Origin of the sequence: Acinetobacter sp. CWB-G5 (assembly GCF_019209785.1) — a bacterium.
Classification (GTDB): domain Bacteria; phylum Pseudomonadota; class Gammaproteobacteria; order Pseudomonadales; family Moraxellaceae; genus Acinetobacter; species Acinetobacter johnsonii.
In genome coordinates this window covers 139,289-163,217 of record NZ_JAHUTF010000002.1, presented here as the reverse complement: position 1 = coordinate 163,217, position 23,929 = coordinate 139,289, and the positions used below count along the sequence as shown (strand labels likewise).

At 42.8% G+C, this 23,929-nt stretch carries 23 protein-coding genes and 1 tRNA gene; 1 reads left to right on the top strand and 23 read right to left on the bottom strand.

What is annotated here, in order from left to right; translation table 11 throughout:
- The first annotated feature begins 64 nt into the window (after positions 1-64).
- Positions 65-730, top strand: a complete 666-nt coding sequence (locus KVY11_RS04885; RefSeq protein WP_010327063.1) for an O-methyltransferase — start codon at positions 65-67, stop codon at positions 728-730.
- A gap of 141 nt (positions 731-871) precedes the next feature.
- Here KVY11_RS04885 and KVY11_RS04880 read toward each other — a convergent pair whose 3' ends face one another.
- The 23 genes from KVY11_RS04880 to KVY11_RS04770 all read right to left on the bottom strand — a co-directional run bounded on the left by KVY11_RS04880 (position 872) and on the right by KVY11_RS04770 (position 23,728).
- Positions 872-1,714, bottom strand: coding sequence for a universal stress protein (locus KVY11_RS04880; RefSeq protein ID WP_004696353.1), 843 nt, complete (start codon positions 1,712-1,714; stop codon positions 872-874).
- Between the two features lie 128 nt (positions 1,715-1,842).
- Complete coding sequence (locus KVY11_RS04875) at positions 1,843-2,454, bottom strand: DapH/DapD/GlmU-related protein (protein WP_218288300.1); 612 nt, start codon at positions 2,452-2,454, stop codon at positions 1,843-1,845.
- Positions 2,447-3,043, bottom strand: a complete 597-nt coding sequence (locus KVY11_RS04870) for a YigZ family protein (protein WP_218288299.1) — start codon at positions 3,041-3,043, stop codon at positions 2,447-2,449. Before KVY11_RS04870 ends, KVY11_RS04875 begins: the two co-directional genes overlap by 8 nt.
- 263 nt (positions 3,044-3,306) lie before the next feature.
- The gene (gene lptB, locus KVY11_RS04865) at positions 3,307-4,053 is read right to left on the bottom strand and encodes an LPS export ABC transporter ATP-binding protein (protein WP_004696348.1); all 747 of its coding nucleotides are present in this window, start codon (positions 4,051-4,053) and stop codon (positions 3,307-3,309) included.
- Positions 4,053-4,619 (bottom strand): lipopolysaccharide transport periplasmic protein LptA, encoded by a 567-nt coding sequence (gene lptA / locus KVY11_RS04860; protein ID WP_004982118.1) that lies wholly within the window; start codon positions 4,617-4,619, stop codon positions 4,053-4,055. Before lptA ends, lptB begins: the two co-directional genes overlap by 1 nt.
- Positions 4,609-5,151, bottom strand: coding sequence for an LPS export ABC transporter periplasmic protein LptC (gene lptC / locus KVY11_RS04855; RefSeq protein ID WP_218288298.1), 543 nt, complete (start codon positions 5,149-5,151; stop codon positions 4,609-4,611). The genes lptA and lptC overlap by 11 nt, the downstream gene beginning before the upstream one ends.
- Before the next feature lie 34 nt (positions 5,152-5,185).
- The gene (locus tag KVY11_RS04850) at positions 5,186-5,725 is read right to left on the bottom strand and encodes an HAD family hydrolase (RefSeq protein ID WP_004982122.1); all 540 of its coding nucleotides are present in this window, start codon (positions 5,723-5,725) and stop codon (positions 5,186-5,188) included.
- A 3-nt stretch (positions 5,726-5,728) separates the two neighbouring features.
- Complete coding sequence (locus KVY11_RS04845; protein ID WP_218288297.1) at positions 5,729-6,706, bottom strand: KpsF/GutQ family sugar-phosphate isomerase; 978 nt, start codon at positions 6,704-6,706, stop codon at positions 5,729-5,731.
- Positions 6,707-6,976: 270 nt separating this feature from the next.
- Positions 6,977-7,720, bottom strand: a complete 744-nt coding sequence (locus KVY11_RS04840) for an adenosylcobinamide-GDP ribazoletransferase (protein ID WP_218288296.1) — start codon at positions 7,718-7,720, stop codon at positions 6,977-6,979.
- Positions 7,720-8,322, bottom strand: a complete 603-nt coding sequence (locus tag KVY11_RS04835; protein WP_218288295.1) for a histidine phosphatase family protein — start codon at positions 8,320-8,322, stop codon at positions 7,720-7,722. Before KVY11_RS04835 ends, KVY11_RS04840 begins: the two co-directional genes overlap by 1 nt.
- 2 nt (positions 8,323-8,324) lie before the next feature.
- Positions 8,325-9,377 (bottom strand): nicotinate-nucleotide--dimethylbenzimidazole phosphoribosyltransferase, encoded by a 1,053-nt coding sequence (gene cobT / locus KVY11_RS04830; RefSeq protein WP_218288294.1) that lies wholly within the window; start codon positions 9,375-9,377, stop codon positions 8,325-8,327.
- Positions 9,374-9,892 carry a bifunctional adenosylcobinamide kinase/adenosylcobinamide-phosphate guanylyltransferase gene (cobU, locus tag KVY11_RS04825; protein WP_218288293.1) on the bottom strand — a complete coding sequence of 173 codons (519 nt, stop codon included), beginning with the start codon at positions 9,890-9,892 and terminating at the stop codon, positions 9,374-9,376. Before cobU ends, cobT begins: the two co-directional genes overlap by 4 nt.
- Positions 9,883-10,530, bottom strand: coding sequence for a 2'-5' RNA ligase family protein (locus KVY11_RS04820; RefSeq protein ID WP_218288292.1), 648 nt, complete (start codon positions 10,528-10,530; stop codon positions 9,883-9,885). The genes cobU and KVY11_RS04820 overlap by 10 nt, the downstream gene beginning before the upstream one ends.
- Before the next feature lie 147 nt (positions 10,531-10,677).
- A tRNA-Gly gene (locus KVY11_RS04815) sits at positions 10,678-10,753 on the bottom strand.
- Positions 10,754-10,817: 64 nt separating this feature from the next.
- A complete protein-coding gene (gene cysS / locus KVY11_RS04810; RefSeq protein ID WP_218288291.1) occupies positions 10,818-12,239 on the bottom strand; it encodes a cysteine--tRNA ligase in 1,422 nt (473 codons plus the stop codon).
- Positions 12,240-12,428: 189 nt separating this feature from the next.
- On the bottom strand, positions 12,429-12,926 hold the full coding sequence (locus KVY11_RS04805) for a molybdenum cofactor biosynthesis protein MoaE (protein ID WP_114836567.1): 498 nt from the start codon (positions 12,924-12,926) through the stop codon (positions 12,429-12,431).
- Position 12,927: 1 nt separating this feature from the next.
- Complete coding sequence (locus KVY11_RS04800) at positions 12,928-13,194, bottom strand: MoaD/ThiS family protein (RefSeq protein ID WP_205667818.1); 267 nt, start codon at positions 13,192-13,194, stop codon at positions 12,928-12,930.
- A 1-nt stretch (position 13,195) separates the two neighbouring features.
- Positions 13,196-14,224 (bottom strand): GTP 3',8-cyclase MoaA, encoded by a 1,029-nt coding sequence (gene moaA / locus KVY11_RS04795; protein ID WP_218288290.1) that lies wholly within the window; start codon positions 14,222-14,224, stop codon positions 13,196-13,198.
- Between the two features lie 345 nt (positions 14,225-14,569).
- A complete protein-coding gene (locus KVY11_RS04790) occupies positions 14,570-15,196 on the bottom strand; it encodes a molybdenum cofactor guanylyltransferase (protein WP_218288289.1) in 627 nt (208 codons plus the stop codon).
- Positions 15,193-17,985 (bottom strand): nitrate reductase, encoded by a 2,793-nt coding sequence (locus tag KVY11_RS04785; RefSeq protein ID WP_218288288.1) that lies wholly within the window; start codon positions 17,983-17,985, stop codon positions 15,193-15,195. The genes KVY11_RS04790 and KVY11_RS04785 overlap by 4 nt, the downstream gene beginning before the upstream one ends.
- A gap of 75 nt (positions 17,986-18,060) precedes the next feature.
- On the bottom strand, positions 18,061-19,671 hold the full coding sequence (gene nirD / locus KVY11_RS04780; RefSeq protein WP_218288287.1) for a nitrite reductase small subunit NirD: 1,611 nt from the start codon (positions 19,669-19,671) through the stop codon (positions 18,061-18,063).
- 95 nt (positions 19,672-19,766) lie between these two features.
- Entirely contained in the window at positions 19,767-22,313 is a 2,547-nt protein-coding gene (gene nirB / locus KVY11_RS04775; RefSeq protein ID WP_078425908.1) for a nitrite reductase large subunit NirB, read from the bottom strand.
- A 65-nt stretch (positions 22,314-22,378) separates the two neighbouring features.
- Positions 22,379-23,728, bottom strand: coding sequence for an MFS transporter (locus tag KVY11_RS04770; RefSeq protein ID WP_058869915.1), 1,350 nt, complete (start codon positions 23,726-23,728; stop codon positions 22,379-22,381).
- Positions 23,729-23,929 lie beyond the last annotated feature (201 nt).

Below are 23,929 nucleotides of genomic sequence, written 5' to 3'. Positions count from 1 at the left end.
GAAAAATTGCACTCTGAAAATAAAAGTTTAAAATGCTCCACATCGCAACCAAGGTGAACATGCTATGCAACAAATGTGGACAGAGATTGATAACTATATCGATGCACATTTAATTCCTGAAGACCCCATTCTACTGCAAACTTTAGAAAATACAGAGAAGCATGGTTTTCCAGATCACTTAGCTGTTGCACCCAACCAAGGTATGCTTTTACAGATGTTGATTCAAATGAATCAGTGTAAACGTGTGCTAGAACTCGGCACTTTTGCTGCCTATAGCACCATGTGGTTAGCGCGTGCTTTACCTGAAGACGGCTATATTTTAACGATTGAAGGGCGTGATACGCATGCCGCGATGGGTCAAGAAAATATTGACAAAGCTCAGCTTAAACAAACCATTGAACTCAAATGTGGACGTGCAGCAGATATCCTTAAATCACTGCCTGCAGACATTGAACCTTTCGACTTTATTTTTATTGATGCCGATAAACAAAGCTACCCAGAGTATTTGGAATTAAGCCTGAACCTATCTCATTCAGGTACTTTGATTTTCCTCGATAACGTAATTCGTGCAGGCGATATTATCAATCCTGAAAATCATAAACCAAGTATTGAAGGGATTCGAGATATGTTCAAAGCGATGCAAAACCATCCGAAAATTTTGTCGTGCACCGCACTTCAAACGGTCGGTAGCAAAGGACATGATGGATTTGCCTTAGCCATTGTAAAATAAGCCAAAACTTAGATTAAAAAACAATCGATTAATTTAAGCTTATATAAATTATAAACTTACATTTACTGTCCATATAGTTATCCACAATTAATGCGGATAACTATGGATAAAACAGTTCCAATTCAGAGAAATCACTCTAAATTAACGGGCAACCAGTAAAGGAACTTTGGCATTCCTAAAAATAGTGGTTGCAATGCTGCCCAAGAAGAACTGATGAATTTTACTGTGGCTGAACGCACCGAGCACAATCAGTTGTATGCCATGCTCATTTTGGTATTCCAGAATATTTTCAGCCACGTCACCATAACGATATTCTGTAATCACATCCAAATTCGCATCTTTCAAATACTGTTCAGGTTCTCTTAAAATTTCAGGGTGGTCACCGACATAGACCAAATGGCATTGTAAGAGGCGCAGTAGATCACTTTGCGCAATCCGCTTCATCATCTTCACACACGTCGGTGAATACTCGTAGGCAAAGATAAAGCGCGTAGGTGGCTTAAAGCTATCACCTACCGTCATGACGGTACAATTTGCACCACGGATAAAGTTTTCAACATTACTGCCCAATGGTTTATTGCGTTCAGCCGATTTCTCACCCACACGGCCAATCACCACAATGTCATCTTCGTGCAATAAGTTAAAACTTTGCTCTAGAAAGTCACCCTTTTCTTGAATATGCGTTGTATGTAGGCCATGCGTTTCGAGAATGAGTTTAGAAATATGATCGAGCAAATTATTGCTATAACTGAGCGCAAGTTCACTTTGTTTTTGCTCTAATTCAGCCAGCTCTTTGAGCAACATTGCATTGCTTTCAAATCCAATTACCCCGCTAATTTCACCTAAGTGATAACTTGCAGGATAATAATCCAAAACTTGTAAAAGGACCAATTCCCGCCCCGTCTGTTTTGCAATCCATGCCGCAGCTTCTGCTAGGGCATTGATACAAGGGGAAGAATCAATACATGCAATGACTCGTTTCATTATCGCCTCTCATTACACCGCATTTGGTATAAGGTCTCATTGTTGTTCTAAAGTTAGCATATCTTTTTTTTTGATGGCAGGTTTTTATGTAATTAAGTATTGATAAATGTTCAATATTCTTTGATATCTTAATCACGTAAACGAATAAACTGTGCAGGATTGCCAGCAACAATCGATTGCTCGGCGATATCTTTGGTTACCATGCTATTCATCCCCACCACAGCATGTGCACCAATTTTCACCCCATCTTTCACACCCACATGTGCACCCAACCAAACATCCCGACCAATTTCTATCCCTTTTGAACGCACAGGTTGTTGATAAATCGGATCGCTAAGTGCCATACCATGATCAAAGGCATATAAGTGACAATAAGCCGCAATACGCACTTGATCATGTAACTTAATCCCCACACGTCCACCATCTAAAATACAATGATGGTTAATCGCAACTTCACTGCCGATCTCTAGAGGCCCATGCAAAGTACAATCCGCAGCAATAAAGGTGTTGTCCCCAATGACAATTTTACGACCAGGCTCTGCAAATATGTGTGCCAATGGAGAAATAAAACAATTTTGACCAATTTCAACGGTTTCCATTTCCATTAAATAAGCTTGGTATTCTTGCTGCCATGCTTCAGCCCACACACGGTTTTTAGGCTTGAGCGACCAATACAACCAAGGCATATAATTTAAGCGGTGCTTATGCTGTTCACGATATTTTAATAAGGGATCAGTCATGATGGCCATCCACAATTTTTAATGCTTCACGCCCACGGGTTAGGTCTTGTATTTTAACTGCGAGCGCTTCAATCTGATGCACTTGTAATAATGCCTCTACAAGCACGCCCTCCGCAGTATATTGCTCATTAAACTCAATCTGCTGGCTATTCAGCTCATACTGGAAAATTGCCCATTCATTAAATTGACAGGCAAAATGTACTTTTTTCTTTTCAATGAGTTCTATTTTTTCAGCCAACAGTAAACACTGTCCCGCTGTTCCACCATAAGCACGTACCAGCCCACCTGTGCCTAGCTTGACACCACCATACCAACGATTGACCAAAACCAAAACATTGGTTAGCTCATTACCTTCGATGGTGGCCAAAATAGGACGACCTGCGGTACCTGAAGGTTCACCGTCATCATTGAAACGAACATTGTGGCCAACTTTCCATGCCCAGCACTGATGTGTGGTACTGATATCTTTATATTGCTCTAGAAAATCTTTAACGGCTTGTTCATTTTCAACAGGCACAGCAAAAGCTTGAAAACGACTTTTTTTAATGTCTTCTTCATAGCTCACTAAACTAGAGATGGTAAATGGCATAGCGTAATTTTTAAAAATTTCACAAAAAATTATAACGTATTTTCAATCAACTATCGTATGAAAATGGCTTTTCGCTTTAAGCCCACACAAAATAAAGAGATATGCATCTTATGTAGCATGCTAAAAAAAGCGATTTCAAAAGGATGGCAGAGCACACAGTTTGAGTATAAGGGGATGCCCTGTTATTAATTCAATGCAAAGCGATGGATTAAACATATGGGAGGGAAATCTGCGCCAACTCTTTTCATTGGCGCAGAATAATCTTATACAGTGAAGTCATCACCAAGGTAAACTTGACGCACGGTTTCATTGGCTAAGATTTCATCTGGAGAACCTTCAGCAATCACCGCACCCTCACTCACGATATAAGCACGTTCACAAATCGCCAAAGTCTCACGAACGTTATGATCCGTAATAAGAACGCCAATACCACGGTCTTTTAGGGTACGAATAATATCTTTAATGTCGCCCACGGAAATTGGATCAACCCCAGCAAAAGGTTCATCGAGCAACATAAATTTTGGATCGGCTGCCAGCGCACGAGCAATTTCAGCACGACGACGCTCACCACCAGACACACTCATACCCAATGAATCTTTAATATGGCTAATTTTGAAATCGGCCAGCAATTCATGCAAACGCTGTTTACGTTGTTCTTTGTTTAGGTCTTTACGCGTTTCCAAAATCGACATAATATTCTCAGAAATGGTGAGTTTTCTAAAAATTGAGGCTTCTTGAGGTAAGTAACCAATGCCTTTACGCGCACGTTCATGCATGGCCAAATCAGACATGTCTAGGTCATCAAGATGAATTTCACCTTTGTCCATACGCACCAGTCCAACCACCATGTAGAAGCTGGTGGTTTTCCCTGCACCGTTAGGACCGAGCAAACCTACGATTTGTCCGCTTTGCATGCTAAAAGATACATCTTTCACTACCCAACGCTTACTGTAGTTTTTCGCGAGATGCTTAATACATAGGGTTTGTGGCTGATTGAGAGTTTGCTCCATTAGTCACGCGCTCCTGGGAAGGATTGAGACCCTGAAGGTGGGATCACAATTTGAACACGACCACTCGACGAACCACTGCTGTTTGGTGTACCAATCGCTTCGATATCACCTTTGTTCATACTATAACGTAATGTATTACCGCGAATACTGGCACCATCTTGTTCTAGAAGTGCGCTGCCTGATAAGGTAATAATGCCTGTTTCTGCATTATAAATAATTTTTTGCGCCTGACCTTTGGCAATACCTTTATTGGTACTGACTTGCTGCTGGAAACGTGCAGGCTTACCATTGGCCGTAATGGTGCTAATTTGACGGGTTTGATTTAAATTGGCAACAATTGAATCTGCTTGTAGTTTCATCGTACCCTGTTCAATGATGACATTGCCTGTGTACGTCGTAACACCCGTTTTTTCATTAAACGTTGCTCGATCTGCCACCAACGAAATCGCTTTACTACGGTCACTTGGCAGTGCTAAAGCAAAAGTTGAAACAGCCACACCTAAACTCAGTGCAAGTGTTTGCTTGAGGAAAGTTTTCGAAATAGAAAATTTTGGATTATGGTTCATACTTCCCTCGAATATGGAAAAAGTCATATTGACCCGTATTTAAATTCGCTTTTAAGCCCTGACTAACAAATTCGGCTTGTGGTGTCGTAACAACCACTTGATGCTGAGATTCAAGTTCACGCGTCTGTGGAAACGCAGTCAATTCTGCGGTCTCAAACTTCATCTGACCTTGATCCAACATTTTCTTTGCAACCACTTGGTTTGTCAGAACGACTTTTTCGTTGTCGTTGATGCCATTGGCTTGCTTGGCATAGAAAGTCGCATCCACTTTTCCATCTTTATACATCTCAGCATTTAAGTTCTCTAACTTAGAGGTCTTCTTTTGCATGTCCTGCTCAAGACGATCTACTTTTGCGCGGACGTATAAATTACCCTGCTCATCTGTTTGAGTCAGTTGGATCTGCTCAGCAGAATAGGTCATGCTTTGCGCACCATCGACCTCGAGCTTTTGCCCTTTTCCGCTGTAATAGTAATAACCACTACTGATAGCCGCAATGGTTACAGCAGTGATATATAAAACTTTAGTATCCATAAATGTTAACTAAACTCTCATGCATGCATACAGATTAATGCGGGACTGCGGTGTACTTTTCAAGTAAAGTTTCGTATACACCTTTGGCTTGTAAAATCATATCGCAGATTTCACGTACCGCGCCACGTCCACCCATCGCTTGAGTTACCAAATCGGCACGGCGACGTACTTCTAAATGACCATTTGGCACGGTCACTTTCATGCCTGCAATGGCAAATGCAGATAGGTCAGGCCAATCATCACCCATGTATAAACAATCTTCGGGTGAAATACCAAATTTTGCACAAGCCTCGCGCAATGCAACACCTTTGTCTTCACGGCCTTGATAAACAAGGTCCACGCCCAAATCAGACATGCGTTTTTCTACAATCTGACTTTTACGCCCTGTGATAATAATCACTTTCACACCAGCTTGCTGAACCAGTTTCATGCCTAGACCATCACGGATATCAAAAGATTTGATTTCGTCTCCCGAGTTGGTCAAAGTCACAAAACCATCACTTAAAATACCATCAACATCCAAAACTAGAGCTTCTACATAACGCGCTTGTTCTAACAAAATATAAGAAGCCATTTTTTAATTTACCCCAGCTTGAATCAGGTCATGCATACTCAAAACACCAATGACTTTATTGCTCTCATCAACAACGACAAATTGGTTAATTTTCTTTTCATTCATTCGCTCTAATGCTTCAACAGCACGTGCTTCCGGTGAAATCGTCAGCGGGCTCTTAATCATCACATCAGACACCGCCAAGTTCACATCAAAACCTTGCTGTTTATCAATCAAACGGCGTAAGTCACCATCGGTAAAAATCCCCAATAGATGATCATTGTCATCCACAATTGTGGTTAAACCTAGGCGTTTGTTAGAGATTTCGTACAGAACTTTGTTCATTGCTGTATCTGGAGACACTTTCGGTAGTTCGTCTCCAGTGTGCATTAAATGCTTCACATGTAATAACAAGCGTTTACCCAAAGCACCCGCAGGATGCGAGCGTGCAAAGTCATCTGAAGTAAACCCGCGTGCATCTAACAGTGCAACAGCCAATGCATCACCCAAAGCTAAAGTCGCCGTTGTACTCGATGTTGGTGCTAGACCTAATGGACACGCTTCTTGGATATTGCCTAACGTTAGCGCCACATCAGCATTCTGTGGCATCGGCCCACGGTCATCCCCACTGATGGTAATTAAAGGCACACCCAAATATTTGATCAAAGGCATCAGCATCATGATTTCATCACTCTTACCCGAGTTTGAAATCGCAATCAGCACATCACCTGCAACCAACATCCCCAAATCACCATGCCCCGCTTCACCTGGGTGCATAAAGAATGATGGCGTACCTGTAGAGGCAAAGGTGGCTGCCATTTTTCGGCCAATATGCCCTGATTTACCCATGCCAGTAATGACTAAGCGACCTTTACACTTTAAGATAATTTCACAAGCACGGCTAAAACGATCATCGATTTGCTGAGCAAGCACCGAGAGTGCCTGACGCTCTATCTCTAGTGTTTCTAAAGCAACTTTTTGGAAATCAATGGGATTTGACATATTTTCAGAATTCAACGTTGTTTTACCTGAACCGTGTGACGAAATGAAACGTCAGCACATAAAAAATAATTTTCGCAATTTTATCATATCTCTGTAGACAACTAGCGCGGAAATCTTTGGATTTTCACAACATATCTACAAATGTGTTTTGCTGATGATGGAAGACCTTTGTTTCAAGTGCATATAGCTTGTTACCTTTTATTATTTTTTCTTTCTACCACGTATGACTGCACATCTTTCACGCTGAGAGGCTCTTATTAATTCCTTAACTTAAGTGAAATAAAAAGTAGCCACCACAAAACTAAAGAGTGTCGCTAATTCAATTATTTCAATACTGGCACCAATGGTATCTCCCGTCACACCACCAATACGCCGTATAAATTTATATCGCAAATACCACAGTACCAGATAAAATGTGGCAATCACTACAACACCAATCCATGCCCAATTCAAAGCCACCAAAGGTATCAGCAGTAAAAGTGCCATTGCAATTGGTCGTGCTAAATGTTGGCTCAACTGGCTGCCGAGTCCTTTCGCACGCACATAGTCTGTGCTTAAAAAGAAAAATAGCGGCACGAGACGCCCTAAGACAGGAAATAAAATGAGTGTGCTATAACACTGCTGCTGCAATAACACATACAGTGCAGACCACTTTAATATGCATACAATGACAAGGCTGAGTACACCTATCGGCCCACAACTTGGATCTTTCATGATCTCAAGTGTGCATGCTTTATCGCCAAAACCACCGACCCAAGCATCTGCGGTATCAGCCAAACCATCCAGATGCAAACCACCTGTAAGCCAAATCCATAACACCAGAATCACACTGCTTAACAGCACAAGTGGCAAAGCATGCAATAATAGGGCGATCCCATATAGAATGCCTCCCATAAGCAAACCCACTACAGGATAAAACAACAATGCCTGCGCATTTTGCTGAGGCGTTGGCATTGCGCTTAAGCGAACTGGAAACGTCGTTAAAAACTGTAATGCAATCCAAAACGGTGTCATTACACATCCTCATTTTGAATAAACTGAAGTTGCCCTTGATCGAATACAAAACGGTTCAACTGTCCCAACTCTGCTGACATTTTTAAAAGATCATTATCATGCTGTTTCAGCGCTTGGCATTTTAAGAGTTTAATCACTCCACCATGGGAAATAATCAACGCCCGTTGCCAGCCCTGCGCATACATTTGCTGGGTCAAGGTCTCTATAGACTCTAGAACTCGGCTTTTAAATGTCAATAAACTTTCCGCCTGAGGCGGGGTAAAGCTTAACGGTGTTTGCCAAAATTGAGCCAATTCATCTGGGTAGAGTTGATAGAGTCGCGCAGTCGACTGAGCCTCCCATTCCCCAAAATCCATTTCTTGCAAATTCGGTTCTATAAACAAAGGAAGCTGTTTTTGCCCCGCCCATTGCTCTGCAAACAAACGGCAGCGCTGTAATGGTGAGCTATAAATGATATCCCACGCCTGCCTAAGCTGCTCAGTCTGTGTGATGGTATATCGCATTTGCGTCCAACCCTTCGCAGTCAAAGCATCATCCGTTCTACCCCGTAGAGTATGGCTTAAGCTGGTTTCGCCGTGGCGTAGGAAATCTAAATACAACATCCTTAAACTTTCTCACCAATCACGGCCGCTTCAGCAAATGTTGCCATCTCATTGTGTAAGCGACAGGCTAACTTGATCAACCCCAGTGCAGCCCCTGCGCCACTGCCTTCACCCAAACGTAGGTTCAGCTTCAATAAAGGCATCGCTTTAAGTTCTTCTAGCAAACGTACATGACCATATTCAGCCGACTGATGCCCAAAAAGCATCCAAGCGCGAACGTCTGGATTTAAATATACTGCGAGCAATGCCGAAACGGTACTGATAAACCCATCTACCACCATTGGCAGCCCCAATTGCGCACAGCGAATATACGCAGCTGTCATGGCTGCAATTTCAAGTCCACCCACTGCACATAAGGCTTTAAACGGATCATTCCCGACATATTGCGCATGCAGTGAAAGTGCTTGATCAATCACCTGTTTTTTATGTATCAATTGTTCAGTACGGATACCTGTTCCAACACCAGTGAGCTTTTCAGCGGGTTCAGCCAATAAAAAACAAGCCACGGCTGAGGCTGAACAGGTATTTCCAATGCCCATCTCACCCGCGACATAGATATCTGCCCCATAAGCGATGGCATCTTCCACACTTTTTTGTCCCAAAGCAAAAGCTGCTTCACATTCAGCTTCAGTCATGGCTTGGGTTTGAGCAAAGTTAGCCGTCCCCGCGCGGATGCAGTGGCGTTCAACCCCGACATATTCATACGCTTCACCGACTGAACCACAGTCGATGACTTGTAACTTGGCTTGATACTCTTTGGCAATCACACTAATACACGCCCCGCCAGTTGCGAAGTTCTGCAACATTTGACGCGTCACCGCTTGTGGATAGGCAGAAATATTTTCTTCCATCACCCCATGATCACCTGCAAAAATCGTAATCCATGGACGGTCAATCTTGGGTTTTACAGTGTTTTGCAAACTAGCTAAAGTCACTGCAACCGATTCAAGCTCCGACAACGAGCCTGTCGGTTTGGTCAACTGTGACTGGCGTGCTAGGGCTTGAGCCAATACAGACTCACTCGGACTTTGACATGCTTCTAACCACCAACTCACACTTGTTCTCCTTTTAAAATCATTGGAAATCCTGCTACGCAGAACACCACTTTTTGAGCAATTTGACCTAACTGCTGATGCAATCGCCCTGTTTCATCGACAAACCGACGGCTGATTTGTCCCATTGGAACCACACCTAGGCCTGTTTCATTACTCACTAAAATCAGCTCAGACTGTAAATTTCCTACAACATTTAACAACTTCTGGCATTCTTGAACTTGCAAATCTGGGTCAGTATGCATCAGTAAATTACTCATCCATAAAGTCAGACAATCGACCAAAATGGTTTGGTTTGGGCAATCTAATTTGAGCAACTGCGCTGCAAGATAAATAGGTTCTTCACACAGCCCCCAATCTTCAGGTCGTTGTTGCTGATGGTGTTGAATACGCACTTGCATCTCCCCATCCAAGGCTTGTGCAGTTGCCACATAAACCACAGGCTGCGCCAACTGTTGTGCAATCTGCTCCGCCAAGCGACTTTTCCCCGAACGTGCACCACCTAAAATCAGTTGCATTGCGCATTCCCCAACTCAATCTGTGTATGTGAAAACAATGACCCTTGTAAGACATGGGACTGATAAAAACCAAACGTGAGCTTTGAGACATTTAAGCTATAGCTAATATCTTCAATTTCAGCCATACGTGCCAATACATGATCACTACTCACCGCTTCACGGTATAGACCTAATGTAATATGTGGACAATAACTTAATGCTGCGACTTCCTGCGATGTATGCAGCAATGTTTTTCTAATTTTATCCAATACGCCTGCGGTATCATCCACTTTTAAAAATAAGGCACTTTCAAAACTATTTAATCCACCTATCTGTAACTGAAAAGATTCTAGTTTTAAATTTTTAAGGCGTTCAAGCTGCTGATTCAGTTGCACTCGACTAAAGTCATCCGACTGTGTTGCCTGTTCTACCCAAAAACCTGCAACAAATAAAGTGATATGAAACTGCCGTTGATTTGGTTGATAAAGCAAATCTGAGAACTGCTCACGAAGCTTTGTTAAATAGCTGATCAAAACGGGATCATCCACTTCAATATACCAAAGTGCATAGCGTTCTCGTCCCAAATGCCATTCAGGATAGTCTCGAGCTTCGGTCGATACGACAGTGCTATGGGGTTGAAGAAACACAATTTTATTCACAAATGAAGATGAATAATTTAAGCATATTTTTGTCAAAATTATGGGCTGAAACGCCGAGATAATTTCACATTTAAATGAATTATTTTCAACACACTCAAATGACAGGCATAAAAAAACCCCAAGTTAAACTTGAGGCTTTTTAAATTTTGGAGCGGGAAACGAGACTCGAACTCGCGACCCCAACCTTGGCAAGGTTGTGCTCTACCAACTGAGCTATTCCCGCAATATGGATGTGCATTATAGAGAGTTTCATCAAACTGTCAACACTCTATAATGCAATTGCTGAATTAATCAGCACGGCGCCAGATTGTCCCTTGGCGAGTGTCTTCCAAAACCACACCTTGATCCAACAAGGACTGACGAATTTCATCCGCTTTGGCAAATTCTTTGGCTTTTTTCGCATCTTGACGTTGTTGAATCAAATCTTCAATTTGCTCTTCAGACAAAGCCAAAGCCTCTTGCCCAATATCAGACTTCAGGAATTCTTCAACATTGTGCTGAACCAAACCTAAAATATTGGTTAAATGACGTAAGGTTGCATAGTAAATCGCCGCTTGTTCCGCTTGTTGCTCTTTCACGGCACGGTTCAATTCTTTGTTGACTTCAAACAATACCGCAATGGCTTCAGCGGTATTGAAGTCATCACGCATGGCACTATTGAAACGCTCAAGCAATGTTTCATCTAAGGTAGCGATTTGTGTATCGCCATAGGCTTGTTGATAAGCTTTAAATGAATGATAGAAGCGTGACAGCGCTGTTTTTGCTTCTTTTAAAGCAACATCAGAGAAGTTCACAGGGCTACGATAGTGTGATGACACAATGAAGTAGCGAATCACTTCAGGATGGAACTTATCCATCACATCGCGAATGGTAAAGAAATTGCCCAATGACTTCGACATTTTCTCGCCATCAACGTTGATAAAACCGACATGCATCCAGTAGTTGACATACTGCTCGCCAGTTGAAGCCTCAGACTGTGCAATTTCATTTTCATGGTGCGGGAACATCAAGTCCGAACCACCACCATGAATGTCAAAATGGTTCCCTAGGCAGCAAGTCGACATGGCAGAACATTCAATGTGCCAACCCGGACGACCTTTGCCCCATGGCGAAGCCCATGCAGGTTCATTTTCTTTGGCATGTTTCCAAAGTACAAAGTCAAAGGGATGTTTTTTCTCAACTTCAACATCGACACGTTCAGATGCACCCGCTTGCATATCTTCCAATTTACGTCCTGAAAGACGACCATATTTAGCGAATTTTTCCACTTGGAAATACACATCACCATTGGCAGATGGATAAGCTGTACCCTTTTCAACCAGATTACCAATCATGCTTTGCATTTGATCAATATAATCCGTCGCACGCGGTGCTTCATCTGGATGTAGGCAGCCTAGATTTTCAGCATCTTCATTCATCGCTTGAATAAAGCGATCTGTCAACTGCGTAATCGACTCGCCATTTTCATTGGCACGTTTAATGATTTTGTCGTCAATGTCGGTAATATTACGTACATATTTCACGCTCCAACCTTGGCTACGCAGGAAGCGAATAATATAGTCAAATGCAACCATCACGCGCGCATGTCCAATATGACAGTAGTCATACACCGTCATACCGCAGACATACATATCAATATGCCCCTCAACACGAGGTACGAATTCTACTTTTTTGCGTTGCTCTGAGTTATATAGAACAAATGGTTGCATAGCGATTCAAAAGACTTCAAATATAAGAATGGATCATCTTAACCTAAGCATTATTTTTCATAAAGTTTTCAGAAGATTTTTCTTTCAATTATCTCGCCACTTTTCATTCATACTCAACTATTACTAAATTTCCTTTATTCAGATCTGAAAGGAATTACTGGTAAATATTGGCAGTGCATGATGCAGTTGTTAGGGATGAACATGTGCATGCTCGCAATGCTCATGGCTATGAGGTTTTGGCGCTTCATGATCTGTTCGAATACAGCAGCCCTCTACATACTGACTGGTACCGTCCATATAAAATTCCTCTTTCCACACAGGAACTTCATGTTTGACCCGCTCTACCGCTTCCTCACAGGCTTGAAAGGCTTCACGGCGATGCGCGGCGTACGCCATCGCAATAATCGCAGTATCACCAATATCTAAAGCACCAATGCGATGCACCACCCGAACATAAGACACGCCATATTTTAATTGGATCTCTTGTTCAATTTGACGAATCATTTTTTCAGCGACAGGTGCATAAGCGGTATATTTTAATGCTTTTACAGCTTTACCTTGATGGTGATTCCGCACTGTGCCAATGAATATGCCAATGCCACCACACTCAGGAAAATGTTGGATGCCATCAAAGTCATTTTGACTAAAAACCACGGTTTGAATCCGCGGAAATTGTTTTAATTCCATCTCAACCTCCTGCCACAGGGGACAACAATACCAAAGTACAATCTCGACTTAAAATAGTCTGCCTTGGAATAATGTCTTCACCCATTGCACAGGCACAGCGCTCCAATAATGTATGGACAGCTGGGTATTGAGCAACGAGATCCTTTAAAACCACCGTAACCGATGAATCTGGCTCACATTGCAGCGTTAAATTGGGGGGTAACTGGCGTTCAATCGCACCAAAAGCTTCGATCTTCACTCTAATCACATTGTTTAATTCCTGAGTCATCCTAACCTCCAATCATATGCATACTGATTTTTCGCACGGGCTGATGCAACTGCTGTTTTTGAATAGTATAAAAGCCTTGCTCTTTATGCCAAACATAAGTTGAAAGTTTACTTTCTAAAACAAAGGGTTCGTGCTGATTGAGCAGAGTAAGTTGCTGAATATCTGACTTTAAATTTAAGCCTTGCTTGGCAAAAAGACAATTATAAAACTCACCCTGTGCATTCAACCGTAGTCGGTCACACTCCCCACAAAACGAGTTGCTAATGGTGGAGATAATCCCAACCATCTCGCCATCTACCCGATAACTACGTGCTGGATTGGCACCTTGCCCCTCAAGCACTTGCACTTTAAATTGCGAGCTGAGTTGCGACAAAATCTCTTGTTCAGTGACGACATCGGCTTGCGACCAATTTTGATCGCCATCTAAAGGCATAAACTCAATAAAACGCAGCTCTACCTTTTGCTGCTTTGCCCACTGCACCAAAGGGACAATTTGATCGTCATTGATGCCTTTCATCAACACAGTATTGATTTTGATGTTAAAACCAAGCTGTTGTGCAGCCTGAATGCCTTCCAACACTGTATCTAGTTGTTTCTTGGTGAGGTGATGAAATTGCTCGGCATCTAGACTGTCTAGACTAATATTTAAATCATCCAGCCCTGCTTGCTTTAAAGCAGCAGCATATTGTTTTAAATAATGACCATTGGTGGTCATGGAAATACGCTTCAGCCCCTGTTTTTTTAGGCTTTGTAACTGTTCGATAAAATGTACCACACCTTGGCGCATCAACGGTTCACCTCCCGTGATACGAATTTGCTCAATGCCATGCTGCACCATAAATTTGCAAAAATGGTACAGTTCTTCAAAGTTGAGCAAGTCGTGCTTTTTCATCCATTCGGGATGTTCGGGCATGCAATAGACGCATTTAAAATTACAACGATCCGTCACCGAGATTCGTAGTTTGCGCTTTTCACGTCCAAACTGATCTTGGAATACTCTAACTGCGGATACATGGGTCATGCTGTTCATCTGTCTTGCCTATGCGTCCTTTGAGCGGTGTGGGTGCAGTTCATATTTCACGCCCTATTTTCTGAAGTATATTTTGCAATAACTGTTCCAACTTTGTGCACTTTCTAAATTTTGAGTATTTCAGTTCACCGCCGCAATAAGTGATCACTGCTACATACGTTCAAGATCTAAATAAAATAACGACTCCCTCTAAACCTATTTCAAATAATTGTTTTATAATAAATTTAATATAAAAATAAGTATTTATTTAGTTCTTTTATAGATTTTTATTTAAACAGTCAAATCAGTTTATGGCAACATCTTCTACTCTCGACACAAACCTCCTCTCTTCAATATCTGAGATATTTATAAAAAATTGAGCTGCCGATGCTGTTGTAACTCATCCAACGAGTTAATGCTGTGAAAAAACAGTGCATGATTTTTAAATCGTGCCACTTGTGGGTGCAAATCTGCAAAACACTGCCTTAAACTGCGCTGATTTTGCTCAAGGTGCTGAATCAATATCGGTAAACTGCTCCTTTTTAACAAACAAAACGGATACAGTGCACGAGCATTGATTTCTACAATAACAACACCACAGTTCGGATCTTGTTGCATCGCCTGATGTAACCGTGAAAACACTTTTTTCGGAATAAAAGTCACATCACAGGGTACGAACAGCACATAGTCTGATTGCACATGTCTCCATGCACTTTTCATCCCCATCAAGGGCCCTTGAAAGCCTGTTGCCTCATCTTCAAAAAAGCCAATCGACGGAATCAACCGCTCATAAATGGAATGATCCCTATGGCTGTTGACCCATACCTTGGTTGCACGTGACTTTAACTGCTGATGAATTTTGATAAGTTGAATTTCATCATCAAATTTTTGCAAGAGCTTATTAATGCCATTCATACGACGCGCCTGACCGCCCGCCAAAATGACAACTTCAGTTTCTGGGTAGCTCACGGGTTTGAATATTTTTCTTTTCATTCTACCTCCTCCGTTTGACAAGCTTTGATCAGACCTCGAATTTCAGGTAAGCAGGAACCGCAATTGCCTCCTGCCTTTAAGCATGCAGTGACTTGTTTTTCATGGGTGATATTTTTTTCTTTAATGACATCGATAATACGATTTTTCCCAACTTTAAAGCAACTACAGACCAGTGGGCCATCGCTATTAGTCATTGACATGGCTTGCCCTGCCAATAAAGCCTTCCGATGCATCGCACTTAAGCGTTCGCGCTTAAACAGACTTGCCACCCAGTCTCGATCTGGCAATAACGCTTTAGGCGCAATATACAGACTTGCAACGAGGTGTCCATCTTGTAACACCACACTATGACTGATATGAGCGGTTTGATCTTCTACATTGAGCCATTCAAAACTTTCATCATCAAAAGGCAATAAAGCTTTGAGTTGTTCGGTCGTTTCCGTAAAACGTCGACGGTCTGCCAGCTCATAACGAATAGCTTTGGACGTTTTGATTTTGGTCCACCAAATGCTTTGTTCAATACTTTGTTGTACCAAATGTTCAAAGCCCGTTCTGACATAAAATACGCCCTGCCATTGCGTATAAAACGGATGAATCATCACAGGGGTATGTTTGAACTCAGGTTCTCCTGAAATCGCATCCACCACAGGATTCACCACTTTGCCAATCCGTGCATCTGATGCGAATTGATCACTCCAGTGAATCGGTGCAAAAATCTGTCCACGGCGGATATTGTCACTGACCGTGGCACGCAGTACGCAATTTCCCCAAGCCGATTTGATCTCTACCAGTTCCCCATCTTTCAAACCATATTTCAAGGCATCATTTGGGTGAATTTCACAATAGGGTTCTGCTTTATGTGTACTTAAATTGGCTGATAAACCTGTACGTGTCATGGTATGCCATTGATCGCGGATGCGTCCCGTATTGAGCACCAATGGATATTCACTGCTGGTTGGATTTACTGCACCAACTGCTGTTGTTGCAATAAACTTGGCTTTACCATCTGGGTGACTAAACTGACCATCTTTAAATAATTGGGCAAAAGTGTTTGGTGTGGTTTGGCCATTTTTCAAAGGTACGAGCACAGGCCATTGCGTCGGTTCAAGCTCTTGGTAGTCATCAAATGAAAGATTCGTCAGACCTGCCAAATTGAAATAGCGGAATGTTTCTGTCGATGAACGTAAAGCAATTTCTGCATTTTGATAGACTGAGAGCTGGGCATGTTCTTTGAAAATGTCATGACTACTTTCAAAGTCAAAACCCTGAAATCCTAATTTTTTCGCAACTTGTGAAACTGACCACCAATCCGCTTGTGCTTGGACTGGGCGTTCTAGAAAAGCACGCTGTCTGGAAATACGGCGTTCTGAATTGGTGACTGTCCCATCTTTTTCACCCCAACCCAATGCAGGCAGCAACACATCGGCATATTGCGTGGTATCGGTATCTAGACAAATGTCTGACACCACCACAAACTCACAATTCTCTAGTGCACGTTTCACCTGATCAGCATTGGGTAAACTCACCACAGGATTAGTCGCCATAATCCAAATGGCTTTAATTTTACCGCTTTCAACTGCTTCAAAAAGGTCGACAGCTTTTAAACCTACTTGCTTGGCAATGGTTGGACTGTGCCAAAACTGCTGTACCAATTGTTGATGCTTGGGATTATCCAAATCCATATGGGCAGCCAACATATTGGCAAGGCCACCCACTTCACGCCCGCCCATTGCATTCGGCTGGCCCGTCATCGAAAAAGGTGCAGCGCCCAATTTCCCAATTTTTCCAGTTAACAAATGACAGTTGGTAATGCTATTGGCTTTGTCTACCCCACGTGAAGACTGATTCACACCCATTGAAAATAAGCTCATCACTTTTTCTGTTTGTGCAAATTTTTCAAAAAAGAGTGCTAATTTTTCAACAGAAATCCCCGTCCGTTCGCTCACACTCGCTATGGATGATTCAGAAGCACTGCTTACCAGCGCTTGTTCTAAGCCTTGAGTATGCTTTGCAATAAAATCGGTATCGGTATAATGATTGGTTGCTAAATACTGTAATAAACCATTGAACAGTGCGACATCCTGCCCCGGTAAAATTGGTAAGTGTAAATCAGCCGCCTCACAGGTTGCAGTAAAACGCGGGTCAATCACGACGACAAAAAGATCTCGCTCCTCTTTGGCTTTCATGATGCGTTGATACAGCACAGGATGACACCAAGCTGTATTTGAACCGACTAAAACCACCATATCAGTGTGTTCAAAATCACTATAACTGGCTGGAACTAAGTCTTCCCCAAAAGCACGTTTATGCGCAGCAACGGCTGAAGACATACACAACCGTGAATTGGTGTCGATATTGGCTGTACCCAAGTAGCCTTTAACAAATTTATTGACCACATAATAGTCTTCAGTCAGCAGTTGACCTGAGACATAAAAAGCTATACTTTCAGGCCCATATTGATCGATATAATGTTGAAATTTGTTGGCGATTAAGTCTGTTGCGGTGTCCCATGAACTTACCTCACGTTGCGGTTTACGCCCCAACATGGGATGTAAGACGCGCGTTTCTAAACCTACCGTGTCGGCTAAATTACTGCCTTTAATGCACAACTTTCCGAAATTAGATGGATGCTGAGCATCACCCACCACAGAGACTTTTTGCCCTAAAGCCGTTTCTTCAACAGTTGCTGTTACCCCACAACCCACCCCACAATATGGGCAGGTGGTTTGTGTAGTTGTAATCATTTTTTCTGTGGAGCTATGCAATTCCATTACAGGGATACTATTCATTTCTGCTTCGCTCCTTCATCTATGGCAAATACTTAAAATCACCCCCTCCTTTTTAGAAGGGGTTAGTGGAAGGTTTTACCCTGCTTTTTTTAATGCAAAATCTTTACCAAATAACAGTTTATTTCGAATTGAGGAAATTGGGGTTTGATCCGAAATAAGCTCTGCATACCAGACACCATCTTCGGTATCACCAAACAACACCGCACCAATGACTTTATCCTTTTGAATAATAATACGTTTATAAATCTGACGTTTTTCATCATTTAAAATGATATCTTCAAAGTCATCCTTAGGTTCAAAATTACCTGCTGAGAACACATCACAGCCACTTACCTTTAACTGTGTTGGTACTGTCGGCGCTTTGAACGTTAAGCTGCCATGCTCCGCCAAATGTGAGGCACAAATGAACGCCTGCCCCCAAAGTGGCTCAACCAAACCAAAAGTCTGGCTACGATGCTCAATACACTCTCCCACGGCGTAAATACTTGGGTCAAAAGTCTGCATGGTGTCATTCACCAACACACCACGGTTACAGCGCAGTCCTGCACTTTGTGCAAGTGCCATGTTCGGACGAATACCAACTGCAAAAACCACAAGATCCGCCGCTAAAACTGTACCGTCTTTCAAGCGAATTTGAGTGACATGACCATCTACACCCACCAATGCTTCAGTATTGGCCTCAGTAATAATGGAGATACCCTTTTGTTCAATACTATGGCGTAGCATTTGGCTGGCTTTACTGTCTAATTGGCGCTCCATAATACGATCCATCAGATGTAAAACCGTGACATTCATCCCGCGTTGTTTGAGACCATATGCAGCTTCAAGTCCCAACAGTCCACCACCGATTACCACGGCATTTTTCTTGGTCTTGCAGTAATCCAGCATGGTGTTGATGTCGTAGATATCTCGGAAACTAATGACACCTTTCAAATCCGCTCCAGCAATTGGAGGAATAAACGGTTTCGAACCTGTCGCTAAAATTAAACGATCATAATCGACCACTTCGCCTTTTTCGGTATAGACCTGCTTACGAGGACGGTCTATACGTACCGCAGGATCACCCGCAATGAAACAAATTCCTTTGTCGCTATACCATGCATGTGGATGCAACATGATATCGTCAATGGTTTTATCTCCTGACAATACAGGCGATAACATAATACGGTTGTAGTTTCCCCAAGGCTCTTCACCAATCACTGTCACGTCATAACGATCTGGTGCCATGTCGAGTAAATCTTCCAAACAACGCATGCCCGCTAAGCCATTGCCAACCAGCACCAGCTTCATTTTTTCCTGAGATGCACCTGTGTTGGTGATATAGGTTTTTTGTGGTGTTGGACTAATCCACACTCGGCCATTTTCAATTTTGCTTGGAAAAACTAACAGTTTTTGATCTTTATCTTCTAAACAGCGTCCTGTCGCCAAGCTAAAATGCTGTTTATAAATCGGGGACGCCACCACCCGCTCACCTTGTAAATCACCAATAATGCCGCGCGACATCACAAAAGCTTGGCTAAATGGGTCTTGGTTACTCAAGGCATATACCCGCTTTTCAGCACCGACACGGAAAATAGCAATTTGCTGATGTTCAATAAGTGCACCTACGCCTGTATTTGGCGTTACATCATCTAGCGCACAGACATCAACCCAATCTAGCTCATTCATTTCTTTTAAAATTGTCATCGTCTTGATCCTTTTTAAACTTTTCCATTCATTTAACCCCTCTGCCTTTCCTATTAAGAGAGCACTGAAGAAAGAAGTTTGAATACCCTAATTTGTTAAGCTTCAACCACTGGAATACGGCTACGATCTCGTTCAGCCTCAGTTTTAGGACGAATCTGTCCACGAACTTCTGCAAACTGAATATGCGGATCTTGTTGTTGCTCAGCTTTGGCATTGATGAAAGTCACGAAGCGTTTACGTACTTCTGGGTCTTCAACAGCCGTACGCCATTCATCTTGATAAGTCCCCACCACATGGCTCATACGACGTTCCAGTTCAGCAGCTAGACCTAAAGAATCATGCACAACCACATCTTTGAGATAATCTAAACCACCTTCCATATTGTCGCGCCATACCGAAGTTCGTTGTAGACGGTCTGCGGTTTGCACATAGAACATAAAGAATCGGTCGATGTATTTAATTAAAGTTTGGGTGTCAAGATCCGAAGCCAATAACTCGGCATGGCGAGGCTTCATCCCACCATTACCGCAGACATACAGGTTCCAGCCTTTTTCAGTGGCAATCACACCGACATCTTTACTTTGCGCTTCGGCACATTCACGGGTACAGCCTGAAACAGCCATTTTTAATTTGTGCGGTGAGCGCAGTCCTTTGTAGCGGTTCTCTAGGAAAATAGCTAAACCCACCGAGTCATCCACACCGTAACGACACCATGTACTGCCGACACAAGACTTCACTGTACGCAACGATTTCCCATACGCATGGCCTGACTCAAAGCCCGCCGCGATGAGCTTTTCCCAAATTTCAGGAAGTTGGTGAATTTGCGCGCCAAACATATCGACACGTTGCCCACCAGTGAGCTTGGTATATAGGCCATATTCTTTAGCAATTTGCCCCACAGCAATTAAGCCATCAGGCGTCACTTCACCGCCTGCCATGCGTGGTACTACAGAATAAGAACCATCTTTTTGAATATTTCCTAGGTAGTAGTCGTTACTGTCTTGTAGACCTGCATGGCTTGGTTTCAAAACAAAGTCATTCCAACACGACGCTAAAATATTGGCTGCAGTTGGCTTACAAATATCGCAGCCCAAACCATGACCATGTTGTTGGATCAGGTCATCAAAAGTTTTGATTTCATTGACCCGTACCAAGTGATACAGCTCTTGACGTGAGTAAGCAAAGTGCTCACAGATATGATTATTGACCGTAACGCCTTGGCGTTGTAATTCAGATTTTAAAACTTGGGTCACTAATGGTGCACATCCACCACATGCAGTAGCTGCTTTGGTACATTTTTTTAGGGCACCTAGAGACGTTGAACCCTCGGCGATTGCACTGCAAATATCGGCTTTAGATACGTTATTACATGAGCAAATGGTTGCACTGTCTGGCAGTAAATCAACTCCACTACCTCCAGATTTACTTGAGGATTGCGCATAACCTGGCATGATTAAACTTTCAGGATTTTCTGGAAGCGCTAAACCATTCAGCATCATTTGTAGTAAGTCGTTGTACTCTTTTGCACAGCCCACTAAAACTGCGCCAAGTAACTTGGTCTTTTCGCCGTTCACCACAATTTTCTTATAGACTTGTGTATCTTCATCGGCATAGAAATAACTGAGTGCATTCGGTGTCATCGCATGTGCATCACCGACCGAAGCCACATCAACGCCCATCAGTTTCAACTTGGTGCTCATGTCCGCACCTGCAAATTCAGCACAAGCTTGTTCAGTGACATGTTTTGCTGCAATACGTGCCATGTCATAGCCTGGTGCCACCAGACCATAAATTTTGTTTTGCCACAGTGCACATTCACCAATGGCGTAAATATCTGGATTTGACGTTTGGCAATAATCATTAATCATGATCCCGCCGCGCTCCCCAAGGGCTAAACCACTTTGACGCGCCAACTCATCACGTGGGCGAATACCCGCTGAGAACAAAATGATGTCTGTTTCAAGCTCAGAACCATCTCCAAATTTCATCACGTGCTTCGTCGTAGCACCCTCCTCAATTGATGAAGTCGCTTTTTGGGTATGGACTTTTACGCCTAAGTTTTCAATTTTTGCACGTAGAACCTTTCCGCCCAAGTCATCAATTTGAACCGCCATGAGACGCGGTGCAAACTCAACCACATGGGTTTCCAAGTTCAGATCCCGTAGCGCCTTAGCGGCTTCTAGGCCCAATAAACCGCCACCAATTACCACACCTGATTTCGCATTGAGACTTGCAGCACGAATCGCATCTAAGTCTTCAATGGTTCGGTAAACAAAGCAATTTTCACGGTCATTACCCGAAATAGGCGGAACAAAAGCGTATGAACCTGTTGCCAAGATTAGTTTGTCAAAACTAAGAACATCACCATGATTCGTCGTCACCGTTTTATGGCTTTGATCAATTGCAACCGCTTTGGTATTCAAACGTAAATCTATGCCATAAGCATCAGCAAAATCTGCACGACAAAGGGTTAAATCCTTTGCTGATTTACCACTGAAATACTCAGTCAAATGTACGCGGTCATAAGCCAAGCGCGGTTCTTCAGCCAAGATGGTAATTTCAACATCGTCACCCACATGTTCGAGTACTGATTCGATAAATTTGTGGCCAACCATGCCATGACCAATCATGATGATTTTCATATTCTTTCTCCGCAATATTTCATTTGTTCTGCCTGAGCCTTGAGGCTTGGGTTTAATCTCTTTATTTAGTTTTGCGCTTCAGCAATGCTACGATCATGTACCGCTTGTTCGAATAAGCGCTGTTCCTTTTCTTTATGCTCAACAGAGAAGCGAATCATCAGGACAAAACTTGCAGCGATGACCACCAAGCCACCTAAAATCATCAGTGTGGTTTGAATATCCAACATACCTTTGAGTAGGAAACCTGCTGCCACTGCACCCACGTTACCCCCTGCGCCAATAATGCCTGCCACACCACCCAAGGCATCACGATCAATAAAAGGCACCAAAGCATAAGTTGCACCACATGCCATGTGCGTGAACAATGCGAAAACTGTCATTGCGAGAATCGCAAAGATAGGGGTGTTCATTTGAGAGAATAGGACGAGGAAGAGACCTTCCAGCAAAATCATGCCAAATAACACTTTGGTACGACCATCAAGCCCTTTTTTGGTTGCGACTTTGTCTGACACAATGCCACCCAGAGCACGAGCAAACAGTGCCAGTAAACCGAAAATACCAGCCGCCATCCCGGCTTCTTTTAAACCAAAGCTAAAGTGGTCAACGTAGTACATCGCGACAATGTTATGAATAAAAATTTCAATCCCGAAACACGCGGCATAGGCACCAAATAAAATCCAAACACGGTAGTTTTTCGCAGCATGCATCAGAATCGCTACACCACCTTTTTTATCTGAACCAACACTGACACCCTCTGCACGAAGTTCTTTGAAGTTGCCTTGTGGGCAGTCTTGGGTAAATTTCCAATACATCAACCCCACGATCAGCATCAGTACACCCGGAACAATCAGTGCAATTCTCCAGCCCATCGCTTGCTCTACACCAAACATCACTAAGGCACCAAGCATCAATGGCATGAGTACTTGTGTTGCACCACCGCCTGCATTACCCCAGCCTGCTGTCGCTGCGTTTGCAGTCCCGACTACGTTTGGCGCAAACATAATGCTGGTGTGATACTGAGTGATGACAAAGCTTGCCCCAATCGCACCAATCAATAGACGGAAGAACAAGAAGGATTCATAGCTATTTGCAGACGCTACTCCAAAGACTGGAATGCTGCCGAGTACAAGAAGTGCGGTATAGGTTTTACGCGGGCCGTATTTATCACACAATGGCCCCACAATAAGACGAACTAAAATGGTGATCGCGACAGCTGCAATATTGATATTGGCAATTTGATCTTTGGTTAAATGAAATTCACCCGCAATCACTGGCATCAGCGGCGCACAAGCGAACCAAGCAAAGAAGCAGACAAAAAAGGCGAGCCAACTCATGTGGAAGGCTCTCATTGCTGCGCCGTTAAAACTGAAAAGACTTATTTTTGTTGCTTTTTTAGCATGTAAATTTGAAGACATAACCTTCTCCAGACTGAACTGAGCGTATAGTTTTTCTACAGCACAAACACTTGGGATGTAGAAGCGATCAGAACGGACGTCGTTGGCCGTCTTACAAATTTGATTTAGAGTCGTCTTTGACTCATTAGGGATAATGCAACGAGTGTGCCAATATTTATAATTAAATTTTAATCTGTTGTTTTTTAATGATTTATTTAAAAT